This is a genomic window from Pseudomonas fluorescens, assembly GCF_001623525.1.
Lineage (GTDB): Bacteria > Pseudomonadota > Gammaproteobacteria > Pseudomonadales > Pseudomonadaceae > Aquipseudomonas > Aquipseudomonas fluorescens_Q.
The window spans coordinates 5,248,079-5,262,544 of sequence record NZ_CP015225.1 but is presented as its reverse complement, the minus strand read 5'-3'; the positions used below and the strand labels follow the sequence as shown (position 1 = coordinate 5,262,544).

Below are 14,466 nucleotides of genomic sequence, written 5' to 3'. Positions count from 1 at the left end.
CTAGCAAAAAACACTTAATTATCAGACAGATAAATCATTAATCCGGCTTGGCACAGGTCCTGCTGACGGGGGAAACGTCGACATTTTGATCGGCGCTATGGAACCTACTCAGAGGGATTTATTAATGAACAGCCTGAATCTCATGGCCCCCCCGCAAACCTCCCCGGCCCCCACAGGTGTGCCAGACATCTGCTTCGGCGAGGAACGCAAGCTGCGTCTGTTTGTGCAAAAACGCGTACTCAATCAAGACGACGCCGACGACATCATCCAGCTCACGTACCTGGAAGCCTGGCGCAACCAGCAGAAGTTCAAAGGACTGGCAAAGCAGGACACTTGGTTGTGTGGCATCGCCCTCAACCTGATCCGCAACCACTTCCGCCGCTTCTATGCGCAGCCGCCGCTGAGCACGTTCGATGAGAGCGAGTTCAGCGAGTCCAGTGACGACATTGACCTGAGTGAACTGTGCGACAACCGTCGGCTGTTGGACCGCACGCTGTTAGCCATGGACGAGTTGCCCAAGGACATGCGCGATACCCTGTGGACCGCCGTGGACACCGAGAGCAGCTACCGCGATGCCGCCGAGCGGCTGGGCGTCCCCATTGGTACCGTGCGTTCAAGGTTGTTTCGCGCGCGTGAACAACTCAAACGAAGCGTCTATGGAGAAGCCCGGCCATGACCCACAATCGTTTGAACAGCCGGCCCGACCTGCCACGCGGCGTGCGCCGCTACACCCCCGACGACTTGCCGGTGATGACAGATATCTTCAACGAAAGCGCTCTGGGAGGTACCAGCTCCCCCGTGCTCAGAGCGTTTTCCCTGAAGGAAATGACGTTTTTCGTCGACTGTTTCGTCAAGGAGGGTGATCCGATCTATGTGCTCGAACGCGCTGGCGAAGTCGTCGCCTGGTTGATCGTCAACCGCTTCTGTTGGGGAGCCCAGGCCTGCCGATTGACCGGTGAAGTGTCGATCTACGTACGCAGCGACCACATCGGCAGCGGCGTCGGCATTCGCCTTGGCCAAGCTGCGGTGGTGTTGGCCAGGCAGTATGGTTTCGAGACGCTGGTGGCCTGGATCATCGAGCACAACGAGGCCAGCAAACGCGGCGTACAAGGGCTCGGCGCGACCCAATGGGGACGCTTCCCAGGGATTGCCCGGTTCGCTGATAACCGTGCGGACGTCGTGCTCTATGGACTGCACCTGACGCCAGGCGACACGGCATCCATCTCCCTTTCAGCGCCAGCGCAAAACGAGGAGGCCAGCCTGGCGTGAGTCCACGGCTCGTCCGGCTGGACGTCGGGCGAGCCGCCTCTTTCCAAGGCATGGGCCTGCGCTCATTCGAGCCGATGCCATTTTTTGCACAGCCCCCGCAGCCCCTGCTGTTCAGTCGATAACCCCGTGGCGAGGGAGCTTGCTCCCGCTGGGCTGCGCAGCAGCCCCCTTTTCATCAAGACCTCGGTCATCCATCCACCGACCAACACACCGGCAACGCCTCCGGCCCCCTGAAGTTGGGCACGTAGCGCCAGCGTACGGCACCGGGATCGACCGCCAATTGCAGCCCAGGGCAGCACCGTAGGAGTGTGTTCAAGGCGATTTCCAATTCCTGCCGGGCCAACGAGGCGCCCAGGCAATAGTGCGTGCCTTTGCCGAACGACATGTGCGGGCAGGCCGGACGAGTGATGTCGAGCGTGTCAGGGTTTGCACACAGCGTTTCGTCACGATTGGCCGAGCCCACCACCGCAATCAGCAGTTGCCCGCGTAGCAAGCGTTGTCCGGCCAGTTCGGTGTCCCGGGTAACGAAGCGGACCATGGCCCGCTCCACCGACGAGTCATAGCGCAGAAACTCCTCGACCGCGCCAGGCATTAACGCCGGCTCGTCACGCAATTGCGCCAGCACCTTCGGGTGCTGCACGAGCATGTGCATCGCATTGCCGATCATCGATGCCGACGTTTCGTGCCCGGCGATGATCAGCAGCGCGATCATGCTGCACAGCTCACTCTGGCTGAGCATGCTGCCCTCTTCCTCGACCTGCGCCAGCGCCGAAACCAGGTCATCGCCCGGCTGTGCTCGACGCTGGTCGATCAACGCGAGCATGTAGCCCGCGAATTCCTTGTAGCAATGCTGCAACTCGCTCAAGTCATGCCCCACCTGCTGGACGATCATGTGGGACCAGCGGCGGAAATCGTCACGATCTTGTGCGGGGACGCCAAGCAATTCGGCGATGACAGTGATCGATAACGGGAATGCATATTGGCTCACCACGTCCATTTGGCCGCTCGACCACACGGGTTCCAGCAACGTCTCGGCGATCTGTTCGATACGCGGTCGCAGGGCATTCACCGCCTTCAAGGTGAAGGCCTTGTTGACCAGGCGACGCAAGCGGCGATGACTGTCGCCATCGCGGTTGAGCATGTGGTCGTTAAGAAACGCGATGGATTGTTCGCCGCCGAGCATCGCGGCGAACTGCGCATCGATCCGCGACGGGTCACGGGCGAAGCGCTCGTTGTCCAGCAGCACCTCCTCGACTTCCCGCGCACCGGTGACGTACCACATCGGCAACTGCCCTTCGGCCTGGCTGAGGAACACCGGGGACGCCTGGCGCAGCGCCGCATAATGCCGATAAGCCTCGCCACGAAAGGCGTCGCTATTCAAATCAAGGGTACGCTCGTAAGCCATGAACACTCTCCAGGGGCATGAATCGTTGCTCCTGAGTGGCCGGGCGCGCCAAAAAAGATCCATGTGGGTTACCTGCCGGTGAACCGTTTGCACGGCCACGGTCACTCAAGGGAAAACACCAACCCCTGCGAGAAGCTGACATGACGCGTGCACTTGCAATCCATGGCCAATGCGACACTCGTTTCGAACCGGTCAAAGAGGCATTTATCCGGCTGATGCAAAGCCCCTTCGAACGCGGCGCCGCCCTTTGCATCCAGATTGACGGCGAAACCGTTATCGACCTGTGGGCCGGCACTGCCGGGCCGGAGCCGGACAGCCATTGGCAGCGCGACACGCTGCTCAATCTGTTTTCCTGCACCAAGCCCTTCACGGCGGTGGCGATCATGCAGTTGGTCGGCGAAGGACGCCTGGACCTGGACGCGCCGGTCTGCCACTACTGGCCGGCCTTCGCCAACGCCGGCAAAGCGTCGATCACCCTGCGCCAGGTGCTTTGCCACCGTGCCGGGTTGCCTGCGCTGCGCACGCCCCTGGCACCGGAAACCCTCTACGACTGGGACACCATGACCGACCTGATCGCCGAGGAAACTCCCTGGGCCGCGGCAGGGGAACAGCAGACCTATTCACCCTTGCTGTTCGGCTGGATCCTCGGCGAACTGCTACGCCGGGTGGATGGCCTGACGCCGGCGCAAAGCATTCACCAACGCGTGGCGGTGCCGCTCGGGCTGGACTTTCACCTCGGCCTGGACGACGCGACCATCGCCCGCTGTGCCTACATGGCGCGCACCAAAGACGAGATCGACGACGAAGCGTTTGGCCGGGTGTTGAAGGACGTGCTCAACGAGCCGACCGCCATGAGCGCGCTGGCCTTCGCCAACCCGCCCATGGTGCTGGGACGCAGTAACGAGACGGGCTGGAAACGCATGACCCAACCAGCGGCCAACGGACACGGCAATGCCCGCAGCCTGGCGGCGTTCTACGCAGGCCTGCTCGACGGGCAACTGCTGGAGTCACCGCTGCTCAACGAAATGTTGCGCGAGCACAGCGCCGAATACGACCCGACCATCCAGACCCCAACGCGTTTCGGCCTGGGCATCATGCTCAACCAGCCGGACGTGGCGAACGGCAGTTATGGCATGGGCAACGAGGCGTTCGGCCACATGGGCGCCGGTGGCACCATCGGGTTTGCCGACCCTGAACGCGGCGTGGCGTTCGGCTTCGCCTGCAACACCATTGGCTCCTACGTCTTGATGGACCCACGCGCGCGCGGCCTGGCCAATGTCGCGATGGGCTGCCTGTAAACCCTGGATGACCGGCTCGATGCTATTCACTTAAGCGAAAGATCAGGCTGCGGAAGATCGTTCCCCACGCTCCGCGTGGGAATGCCGCCAGGGACGCTCTGCGTTCCGCTTCTGGAAGCAATCGGCTCACACCCCTGGCGGCACTACCACCTCCGCCACCTGCGGCTCGGCCGTGCCGGTATCGGGTGAGGCAACCACTTGTTCTTCGCTACCGGCCACGCGGGGCAGCGCGGCCTTGGCGATCATGTCCGGTTGGGCCAGCAACCTGCGCGATGCATCTAGGGGCATCAGCAGGCGCCCCCTGGCCCGGCCGCGCGCGGCAGGGTTGAGCATGCGCAATTCTCGTTCATGAACACCGGACAACTGCGCCAGGTGCGCCAGATCCACCGGCTGCGCCAAGGCGACCATCTGGAAATACGGCTGGTCGGCGATGGGCGCCAGGCTCACGCCATAGTCGGCGGGCGCATTCACCAGTTGCGACAGCGCCAGCAGCCGCGGCACATAGTTCTGGGTCTCGCCGGGCAACGACAGGTTCCAATAGTTGGTCGCCAGGCCGCGGGCGCGATTGCGCGTGATGGCGTCGCGTACGCGCCCTTCCCCGGCGTTGTAGGCGGCCAGCGCCAGCAGCCAGTCGCCGTCGAAGTAATCGTGCAGGTAGGACAAATAATCCAGGGCGGCCCGCGTCGATGACGGAATGTCCCGGCGCTCGTCATAGTCGCCCCGCTGCTGCAATTGATAGCGGCGCCCCGTGGCGGGAATGAATTGCCAGAGGCCCAGGGCCTGGGCCGGCGATTGGGCGTTCGGATTGAACCCGCTCTCGATGGCTGGCAACAGCGCCAGTTCCAGCGGCATGTTGCGCTTGTTCAGTTCACCCACGATGAAATGCAAGTAACGGCTGCCGGCACGCCCGGTCTGGGTGAGAAAAGCCGGGCGATCCATCAGCCAGCGGCGTTGCTCATCGATACGCGCCACACCCTGGGTCTTGGCCTGCAAGGAAAACCCCTGGCGCATGCGCGTCCACAGGCTGCCGCCGCTTTGCGGGGATGACTCGCCGATCTGGATGATCGTGTCCGTAGGCGCCGGCTCAAGCCAGCGCAGTTGCGAGCGGTAAGGCTCGTTGGCGAACGGATCACCGATGGTCAACTGCGGTTCGAGGTGCTGGCAGCCATACAGCAAGGTCCCCATGACCAGCATGGACAACCCTTTGGGGACGAAGCGAAGGGCCGGCAAAGGTGCAATTGATCGAGGCATGGGCGGTCAACCTTGAGTGAGGTGGCGCCATTGGGTGGCAGATCGCAAGGCAGCGGTTCCACGCGGCTCGTCCGGCACGCTGTCATCGGGCGGCAGGGGCTCGGTTGGAACCGAAATGCCGCAGCTGTCACTCACCATGGGCAGCAGGCGCTCGTCGGCGCCTGGATGACAATGCGAGGTCACTCATGGCGTCACCCATCTATTGCAAGCTGATCGATCAGCTCTGCGAACTCACAATGATTCCTACCCCGGCAGCGTTCTACGAGCAGGCGAACCTGTCGGTCAAGGATGTGGACTTTTCCCTGAAGCACACCCCAGGCGTGGGTGAGGGAGACGTCTTTATCTACTGCAGCTTCGGACCATTGCCGGTGGCGAATCGGGAAGCGGTCCTGCAACGGTTGCTGGAAACCAACCTGTACCTGCTGAGCGGCGCGTTCTGCCCTTCCCTGTCTTACAACCGCGACAGCGAACAGGTGATCCTGATCGGCCACGTCCCCCTGGAAACCCTCACGGCCGAGCGTCTGCTCGGGCTGATGGGCGGTGCTGCCGACATGGCGCTGATTTGGCGCGATGGCTACTTCTTCGACGGTGCCAGCCCAAACGACACCGCCAAGACCACCCAGCACAAACCCACCCCCCGTAGCACCGGGCTCAACAGCGCCCTGTCAATCTAGGAGAACACGACATGCCAGATTTATCAGTAGGACGAAGCACCAGCTCGGCGGCGTTGCACCAGCAGGACGATCGGATCACGCCAGTGGGAACCAGCCTGTCCGGGCAGGTTCGTCCCTCCACCAATCCCCTGGTGCCTTATCACTTCGAAGGACAGGCGACCGACAAGACCCAGCAAACACTCCGAACCAGGCAACAGCGCCTGACAGGACTGGTCACCAGCCTCGGCAAGAAAAACCCTGAGAGCGACCCCATTGGCTATGCACGTGAGCACATGAGCCTGGAAGGCAAGGTATTGGGCTACGCGCCAGGCACAAGTTATCAAGATGTACAGAAGCATCTCGCCGCACTCGGCGGCACGCCACACCCAATGCTGTCGGGCCACGAAGAAACCGAGGCATTCGTCAAGGACTTCAACGAGTACCTGGCCAAGAATGAGGACGACCGGAAAGAAGACGGCGGTTTCAAGGCAGTCTGGGACAAACATTGCGAGCGCATGGGTAATACCCTTGGCGCCTATCATTCGTTGTGCCAGGAAGTCATTGATAAAACCCCGGAAGGGAACGATCGCCAACTGCTGAAAAATAGCCATGAAGCCTTCCGCGGTTATGCCAAGGGTGTCATGCAAGCCATGACGCAAGACATGCCCACGCGCTTGAATACCTTCATGGAAAGCCGAATCGAGCACGCGCAGAGTGCAGCGACCAACGAGAGCCTTTCCCAACCCGAACGCGACCTGGCGAAAGATCAACTGGATCAGTTGCTCGAGGTCCAGGGGGAGCTTGGCGAGTTGCTCAAGACCGATGACGACAAGCCGAACACGCCAAGCGAACTGGCGACGGCGACGAAGAAAAACGAGGTGCTGGACACCGCACTGAAGAACGTCGCACGCCAGGACTATGTCGCCGACCTCAAGACCAAGAGCGGCTTTGTAACCGGCCTGGCGGTGTTCGCCGGGGCGGGGATCCCGCAGGGCGTGGCGTCTGCGGGCCACTTTGGCGCGATCACAGCGTCGATTGATGAAAAAATGGCGGACGCCTCCTACGGCAAACACGTCGCGGCGACCTCGACTGTCCTAGGCGCCGCCCACAAGGTAATCAGCGACGGCATCCGCCCATTCGTCCAGGTCGTCGTCGACAAGACCATCGGCGCCGGCCTGGAAAAAGTCGATCCGATGTCGGTCTATCCCAAGGCCCTGCAAGTCGTCACCCAGGACGGACGTCGGGTCGAGAACGCTGGACGCGATGCCCTCGACCTCACACAGGAGCAAAAGCGCAACGACTTCAAGCTAAAACAGAACGCGAACAACTTTGGCACCATGAGTGGTGACTTCACCGGCTACCTCGCCTTCGGTGCCGCCCATGCCGTGCGCGATACCATTGATCAATTCACCTCGGTAAATGCCGGCGGCATCATCGCCCGCACGACGGCCTCAGCAGTAGGCGGCACCTTCATGGCGGGGGGCCAGGCAGTGGCGAAATATGCGCAAACCCACGGTGATGAGGAGATTCCCACCTACCGGGTGACCAAGGAAAACCGCAACTGGGGCGAACTGTTACCCAAGGCGCTTTCCGAAGCGACAGGAAAGCTCAACCCGATCAGCATGGCCAACGTCAGCGACCTCGCCAACCGGATCGTTGGCGTAGGCGAAGGGGTCGCCATGCGTACAGCCGTGGGCGACGCAGCCGCGGTGGGTGAAAACCCGGAAGTGCGGGAAAAAATGGAGCAGATTGTCACAACCTTCTTCTCCTCCGGCCTGACCCTGCTTCCGTTCTTCGCCAACAGTGTGGCGGCACCGCTCGAAAACAAGGCGCTGAGCGGCAAAGACGACCTGACCAAGCGAGCAAACGTACCGCTGCAGAACGTGACAAATCCAAACCGAGACGGCCTGCCCCACACCCAGCCGGAAGGCTGGCGGCGCGACCTGGAAAATACCTACCACGTGACCCGCGGCCTTACCCAGGTCGTTCCGCAAACCGCTATCGCGGGGCTTAACCTGGGTACCGAATGGGCCCAAAGCCTGGCACCGCGGCCCAAAAAAGCCTCTGGCGATGACATTCAACTGGCAGAGCGAGGCGAAGCGCGGCCCCAGGGCGGGCCGTCCAACGAACCTGCACCCACTACCCGGCCAAGCTGATGAATTCGCCGGGCCATCCTTCGCTGGCTTGACGCTCATCGGTTGAAACCGTCCTTCTACGCCGGCCGCAGGAGCCTCCTGTGGCCGGCCCTCGCGACACACGCCGACTCACATCCCTTTGCGCTTCGACGACGACCGACGTGATTGCCATGCCGATCAACGATAGCCTTCCGATTCGCGGCGCCGGCCTCCAAAGCCCAGCCGCTGCCTGAAACCTTCCACCGCCTATACTCTGGCCCGCGAGGCGACTTGGAGAAAATCCCTCCGACGGACGATGCGCCGGGAAGCAGCCCTATGCTACACAGGGAATCAACAGCGACACCAAGGGACCGCTGTCACCCAGAATAAGGAATCACCATGAAACGCACCCTCATCGCCTTCCTGTCATTGATCGTCACCGCGATCATCGTCGCGGGTGGCTACCTCTACAGCAAGCAGCCCACCCGCCAAGGCACGGTGCAGTTGCAAGGGCTGCATGGCTCGGTGACGGTGCGCTACGACGAACGCGGTGTGCCGCATATCCGCGCCGAGAATGAAACCGACCTGTACCGCGCCCTCGGTTATGTCCATGCCCAGGATCGGCTGTTTCAGATGGAGATCATGCGCCGCCTCGCCCGTGGTGAGCTGGCCGAGGTGCTGGGGCCGAAACTGCTCGACACCGACAAGCTGATGCGCAGCCTGCGCATTCGCGAGCGTGCCGCGGCCTACGTGACCGAGCAGGACCAACAATCCCCGGCCTGGCTCGCCATGCAAGCCTATCTGGATGGGATCAACGCCTATCAGGACAGCCACACCCGTCCCATGGAATTCGACGTGTTGGGCATTCCCAAGCGCCCCTTCACCGCCGAAGACACCGTGAGCATTACCGGCTACATGGCCTACAGCTTCGCCGCCGCCTTTCGCACCGAACCCCTGCTGACCTACGTGCGCGATGTGCTGGGTGCCAACTACCTGAACATTTTCGACCTCGACTGGCAGCCTCAGGGCGTGCTGGCCGAAGGTCGCAAGGGCAGCCTGCCGCTGGCTGCCGCCGACTGGAAAGACCTCGACGCCCTGGCCCGCCTGAGCGAGCAGGCCCTGGCTGATAACGGTCTGCCGCAGTTCGAGGGCAGCAATGCCTGGGCGGTCTCCGGCAGCCGCACCCACAGCGGCAAGCCGTTGCTGGCGGGTGACCCGCACATCCGTTTTTCCACGCCTTCGGTATGGTACGAGGCGCACTTGTCGGCCCCGGGGTTCGAACTCTACGGGCAATACCAGGCGCTGCTGCCCTTCGCGACGCTGGGTATGAACCGGGATTTTGGCTGGAGCATCACCATGTTCCAGAACGACGACCTGGACCTGATCGCCGAGAAGGTCAACCCGGACAATCCCGAACAGGTCTGGTATCGCGACAAATGGGTGGACATGACCCGCAGCGAGCAGCAGATCGCGGTCAAGGGCCAGGCGCCGGTGACGCTGGTGCTGCGCCAGTCGCCCCATGGCCCGATCGTCAACGATGCCCTCGGCGCGAACGCCGGCAAGACCCCGGTCGCGATGTGGTGGGGATTCCTGGAAAGCCGCAACCCGATCCTCGAGGCCTTTTACCAGCTCAACCGCGCCGACACCCTCACCAAGGCTCGCGGCGCTTCGGCCAAGATCCACGCGCCGGGGCTGAACGTGGTGTGGGCCAACGCCAAGGGGGACATCGGCTGGTGGGCCGCCGCGCAACTGCCCAAGCGGCCAGTCGGCGTGAAGCCCGGCTTCATTCTCGATGGCAGCAGCCCGGAGGCGGAAAAGGAAGGCTTCTATCCGTTCAGCAACAACCCGCAGGAGGAGAACCCGGCGCGGGGCTACATCGTCTCGGCCAATTTCCAGCCAGTGCCGGCCAGCGGCATCGAGATCCCCGGTTATTACAACCTCGCCGACCGTGGCCAGCAACTCAACCACCAGCTCAGCGACAAGCAGGCGAAATGGGACATCGAAACCACCCAGAAACTGCAACTGGGCACCACCACCGCCTACGGCCCGCGCCTGCTCGCGCCTTTGCTGCCGGTGTTGCGTGAGGTGGTCAGCGATCCGCAGGAGCGCAAATGGGTGGAGCAACTGGCCCAATGGCAAGGCGATTACCCGCTGGATTCCATCAGCGCCACGCTGTTCAACCAGTTCCTGTTCAACCTGGCCGACGCCGCCCTGCACGATGAACTGGGTGACGGCTTCTTCGAAACCGCCCTGTCGACCCGGGTGATCGACGCAGCCCTGCCACGCCTGGCGGCTTCAAAGGATTCACCGTGGTGGGATGACCGCACGACGCTGGGCGTGGAAACCCGTGCCGACACGGTGAACATTGCCTGGAAGAAAAGCCTGGCGCACCTGCGGACCACCCTGGGTGACGATGCCACGCAATGGCATTGGGGCAAGGCTCATACCCTGACCCATGGTCATCCGCTGGGTCTGCAAAAGCCGCTGGACCGGATCTTCAATGTCGGTCCGTTTGCGGCCCCCGGCACCCATGAAGTGCCCAACAACCAATCGGCCAAAATCGGTCCGGCCCCTTGGCCGGTGACCTATGGTCCTTCTACCCGGCGGATCATCGACTTCGCCGATCCGGCCCATAGCGTCACCATCAATCCGGTCGGCCAGAGCGGCGTGCCCTTCGACAAGCATTACGAGGATCAGGCCGAGGCGTACATCGAAGGGGTCTATCACCAGGCGCACCTGGCCGAGGAAGAAGTGGTGGCCAATACCCGCGCGACCCTGAAACTATTACCGGCGAGGAGCTCGCACTGATTCTGGCGGGTGTAATTTTTCATTACCAACAAGCTCAATCGTCATTGATGGTCAAGACTACAGGGGTTCAACACCCCGCCCTCTCTCACAGGAGTCAATGCAATGTTCAATAACTGGTCCGAGCTGCTGCCTACCATCAAGAGCGCCTTTGGCGCCCTGGGCAAAAGCAATCCGAAGATGGTCAAGGCCTACATGGCCCTGGACGAAGCCGCGGCTGAAAACGACGTGCTCGATGCCAAGACCCGTGAGCTGATCTCCATCGCCGTCGCCATCACCACGCGCTGTGACGGTTGCATCGGCGTACACACCGACGCCGCCATCAAGGCCGGCGCCACCCGCGAAGAAATCGCCGCCACCCTGGCCACCGCGGTGTCCCTGAACGCGGGCGCGGCCTATATCTACTCCCTGCGCGCGCTGGAGGCCCATGACGCGTTGAAGAAGTGAACGGCCAATAACCTGCCGGCCGCTATCGCGAGCAAGCTTGCTCCCACAGGTATCGATCGTTCCTCACGCTCCGCGTGGGAATGCCGCCAGGGACGCTCCGCGTTCCGCTTCTGCAAGGTGACGCAGAGCGTCACCGGATGCATTCCCACGCAGAGCGTGGGAACGATCGACATCTTCGTCGACTGTCACACCGCTTTCGCGAGCAAGCCCGCTCCCACAGTTCCTCAGCGTCCGATTAGACCGGAGCGGTCTCGGCCCGACGCACTTCCGGTTGTTTCCAGGAGTCAGCGGCGCTTTCTTCGATGGCTTGCTGGATCGCCCGCTTACGGCTTTCTTCGGCGCGGCGGCTGAAGAACCAAACCAGGAAAGTCACCAGCGACACCGCCAGCAGGATCAGGCTCGCCACGGCGTTGATTTCCGGTTTCACACCCAGGCGCACCGCCGAGAACACTTCCATCGGCAAGGTCGTCGAACCCGGACCGGAGACGAAGCTCGCCAGCACCAGGTCGTCCAGGGACAGCGCGAACGACATCATGCCCCCCGCTGCCAGTGACGGTGCGATCATCGGGATGGTGATCAAAAAGAACACCTTCCACGGCCGCGCACCGAGGTCCATGGCCGCTTCTTCGATGGACAGGTCCAGCTCACGCAAGCGCGCCGAGACCACCACCGCCACATACGCCGCGCAGAACGTGGTGTGGGCAATCCAGATCGTGACGATGCCACGCTCCTGAGGCCAGCCGATCATCTGGGCCATGGCCACGAACAGCAGCAACAGCGACAGGCCGGTGATGACTTCCGGCATCACCAGCGGCGCGGTGACCAGGCCGCCGAACAGCGTGCGGCCCTTGAAGTGGGTGATGCGGGTCAACACGAAGGCTGCCAGCGTCCCCAGGGCCACCGCGGCAATCGCCGTGTAACAGGCGATCTCCAGCGAGCGCACCACCGAGCCCATCAACTGGCTGTTGTCCAACAGGCCGACGTACCACTTGATCGACCAACCGCCCCACACCGTCACCAGTTTCGAGGCGTTGAACGAGTAGATCACCAGGATCAGCATGGGCGCGTAGATGAACAGCAAACCCAGCACCAGCATCAGGCTTGAAAAACTGAAGCGCTTCATTCCTTGCCCTCCATTTCTTTGGCCTGACTGCGGTTGAAGAGGATGATGGGCACGATCAGGATCGCCAGCATCACCACCGCCAGGGCGGATGCCACCGGCCAGTCTCGGTTATTGAAGAATTCTTGCCACAGCACTTTGCCGATCATCAGGGTTTCCGGGCCACCCAGCAGTTCCGGGATCACGAACTCGCCCACCACGGGGATGAACACCAGCATGCAACCGGCGACGATGCCGTTCTTGGACAGTGGCACGGTGATTTTCCAGAAACTGTTGAAGGTGCTCGAACCCAGGTCCGACGCGGCTTCCAGCAGGCTGGGGTCATGTTTCACCAGGTTGGCGTACAGCGGCAGGATCATGAACGGCAGGTAGGAGTAGACGACCCCGATATACACCGCCAGGTTGGTGTTGAGGATCTGCAGCGGTTCGTTGATAAAACCCATGCTCAGCAAAAAGCCGTTGAGCAAGCCGTTGTTGCTGAGGATGCCCATCCACGCGTAGACGCGGATCAGGATCGCGGTCCAGGTCGGCATCATGATCAGCAGCACCAGCACCGTCTGCATCTCTTTGCGGGCATTGGCGATGCCATAGGCCATCGGGTAGCCGATCAGCAGGCACAAGACCGTGCTGATCAGGGCCATTTTCAGCGAGCCGAGGTAGGCGGCGATGTACAACTCGTCCTCGCTCAGCATCGCGTAGTTGGCGAGGTTGAGCAGCACCTGCAGCTTCTGGTCGACGTAGCTGTAGATCTCGGTGTACGGCGGGATGGCTACGTCGGCTTCGGCGAAGCTGATCTTCAGGACAATGAAGAACGGCAGCATGAAGAACAGGAACAGCCAGATGAAGGGCACCCCGATGACCAGTTGGCGGCCACCGGGCGTTATTCGATCGAGTCGGCGTTTGAGTTTGCGCATGTTCATGAGCGAAGTACCACGCCGCTGTCGTCTTCCCACCAGACGAACACCTGGTCGCCCCAGGTCGGACGCTGGCCGCGGCGTTCGGCGTTGGCGACGAAGGACTGCACCAGCTTGCCGCTCGGCAACTCGACGTAGAACACCGAGTGGCCGCCCAGGTAGGCGATGTCATGGACCTTGCCGCTGGACCAGTTGTTCTCGCAGGTCGGTTGTTCGGCGGTGACCAGCAGTTTTTCCGGGCGAATGGCATAGGTCACGGACTTGTCCTGCACCGAGGTGCTGATGCCGTGGCCCACGTAGATGTTGCGGTCCAGGTCCTTGCAGGTCAGCACCGCGTGGCCTTCGGCGTCGTCCACCACTTCGGTCTCGAAGATGTTGACGTTGCCGATGAACTCGCAGACCAGCCGGCTGGTCGGGGTTTCGTAGATGTCGATCGGGCTGCCGATCTGGGCGATCCAGCCCAGGTGCATGATCGCGATGCGCTCGGCCATGGTCATGGCCTCTTCCTGGTCGTGGGTCACCATCACGCAGGTCACGCCAACCCGCTCGATGATCTCCACCAGTTCCAGCTGCATCTGCGAGCGCAGTTTTTTATCCAGCGCGCCCATCGGCTCGTCGAGCAACAACAACTTCGGCCGCTTGGCCAGGGAACGGGCCAGGGCCACGCGCTGGCGCTGGCCGCCAGATAGCTGGTGCGGCTTGCGCTTGGCGTATTGGCTCATCTGCACCAGCTTGAGCATTTCAGCCACGCGGGCATCGATCTCGGCTTTCGGGATCTTGTCCTGCTGCAAGCCGAAGGCGATGTTCTGCGCCACGGTCATATGGGGGAACAAGGCGTAGGACTGGAACATCATGTTGATCGGCCGCTCATACGGCGGCATGTCGGTGATGTCCACACCGTCGAGGTAAATCCGCCCTTCGGTAGGCCGCTCGAAACCGGCCAGCATGCGCAGCAAGGTGGATTTGCCCGATCCCGAACCGCCGAGCAAGGCGAAGATCTCGCCTTTCTTGATTTCCAGGGACACATCGTCCACGGCAATCGTCTCGTCGAACTTCTTCGTGACCCGGTCGATTTTGACCAACACCTGCTTGGGTGTCTGGTCGCCCTCGAGGGCTTTCTTATAGGCGCCGGAGGCAACTGCCATTTACGAAACTCCCACAGAATTTGCAGTTCGCCCCACGCGGACGAA

At 62.0% G+C, this 14,466-nt stretch carries 12 protein-coding genes; 7 read left to right on the top strand and 5 right to left on the bottom strand.

The window, feature by feature from the left end:
• The first annotated feature begins 124 nt into the window (after positions 1–124).
• Together TK06_RS22665 and TK06_RS22660 are read left to right on the top strand one after the other, a co-directional pair.
• Complete coding sequence (locus TK06_RS22665) at positions 125–676, top strand: RNA polymerase sigma factor (RefSeq protein ID WP_063323911.1); 552 nt, start codon at positions 125–127, stop codon at positions 674–676.
• Positions 673–1,269 (top strand): GNAT family N-acetyltransferase, encoded by a 597-nt coding sequence (locus tag TK06_RS22660; protein WP_063323910.1) that lies wholly within the window; start codon positions 673–675, stop codon positions 1,267–1,269. Before TK06_RS22665 ends, TK06_RS22660 begins: the two co-directional genes overlap by 4 nt.
• Positions 1,270–1,456: 187 nt before the next feature.
• Here the strand turns inward: TK06_RS22660 and TK06_RS22655 are convergent, their stop codons facing one another.
• The gene (locus TK06_RS22655; RefSeq protein WP_063323909.1) at positions 1,457–2,674 is read right to left on the bottom strand and encodes a cytochrome P450 family protein; all 1,218 of its coding nucleotides are present in this window, start codon (positions 2,672–2,674) and stop codon (positions 1,457–1,459) included.
• A 140-nt stretch (positions 2,675–2,814) separates the two neighbouring features.
• Between TK06_RS22655 and TK06_RS22650 the strand changes: the two genes are divergently transcribed.
• Entirely contained in the window at positions 2,815–3,972 is a 1,158-nt protein-coding gene (locus TK06_RS22650) for a serine hydrolase domain-containing protein (protein WP_063323908.1), read from the top strand.
• 126 nt (positions 3,973–4,098) lie between these two features.
• Here TK06_RS22650 and TK06_RS22645 read toward each other — a convergent pair whose 3' ends face one another.
• Positions 4,099–5,223, bottom strand: coding sequence for a transglycosylase SLT domain-containing protein (locus TK06_RS22645; protein ID WP_086936700.1), 1,125 nt, complete (start codon positions 5,221–5,223; stop codon positions 4,099–4,101).
• Between the two features lie 185 nt (positions 5,224–5,408).
• Here TK06_RS22645 and TK06_RS22640 point away from each other — a divergent pair, with 185 nt between their 5' ends.
• The 4 genes from TK06_RS22640 (at position 5,409) to TK06_RS22625 (ending at position 11,242) form a co-directional block, all read left to right on the top strand.
• The gene (locus TK06_RS22640; RefSeq protein WP_063323906.1) at positions 5,409–5,897 is read left to right on the top strand and encodes a CesT family type III secretion system chaperone; all 489 of its coding nucleotides are present in this window, start codon (positions 5,409–5,411) and stop codon (positions 5,895–5,897) included.
• Positions 5,898–5,908: 11 nt separating this feature from the next.
• Complete coding sequence (locus TK06_RS22635; protein ID WP_063323905.1) at positions 5,909–8,032, top strand: hypothetical protein; 2,124 nt, start codon at positions 5,909–5,911, stop codon at positions 8,030–8,032.
• 357 nt (positions 8,033–8,389) lie between these two features.
• Positions 8,390–10,798 carry a penicillin acylase family protein gene (locus TK06_RS22630; protein WP_063323904.1) on the top strand — a complete coding sequence of 803 codons (2,409 nt, stop codon included), beginning with the start codon at positions 8,390–8,392 and terminating at the stop codon, positions 10,796–10,798.
• 102 nt (positions 10,799–10,900) lie between these two features.
• Entirely contained in the window at positions 10,901–11,242 is a 342-nt protein-coding gene (locus TK06_RS22625; RefSeq protein ID WP_003206631.1) for a carboxymuconolactone decarboxylase family protein, read from the top strand.
• Between the two features lie 235 nt (positions 11,243–11,477).
• Here the strand turns inward: TK06_RS22625 and TK06_RS22620 are convergent, their stop codons facing one another.
• From TK06_RS22620 to TK06_RS22610, 3 genes are read right to left on the bottom strand one after another with little or no spacing between them, the layout of a single operon-like run.
• Positions 11,478–12,365, bottom strand: coding sequence for an ABC transporter permease subunit (locus tag TK06_RS22620; RefSeq protein ID WP_063323903.1), 888 nt, complete (start codon positions 12,363–12,365; stop codon positions 11,478–11,480).
• Positions 12,362–13,282 (bottom strand): ABC transporter permease subunit, encoded by a 921-nt coding sequence (locus TK06_RS22615; protein WP_063323902.1) that lies wholly within the window; start codon positions 13,280–13,282, stop codon positions 12,362–12,364. The genes TK06_RS22620 and TK06_RS22615 overlap by 4 nt, the downstream gene beginning before the upstream one ends.
• Positions 13,279–14,421 (bottom strand): ABC transporter ATP-binding protein, encoded by a 1,143-nt coding sequence (locus tag TK06_RS22610; protein ID WP_063323901.1) that lies wholly within the window; start codon positions 14,419–14,421, stop codon positions 13,279–13,281. The genes TK06_RS22615 and TK06_RS22610 overlap by 4 nt, the downstream gene beginning before the upstream one ends.
• Positions 14,422–14,466 lie beyond the last annotated feature (45 nt).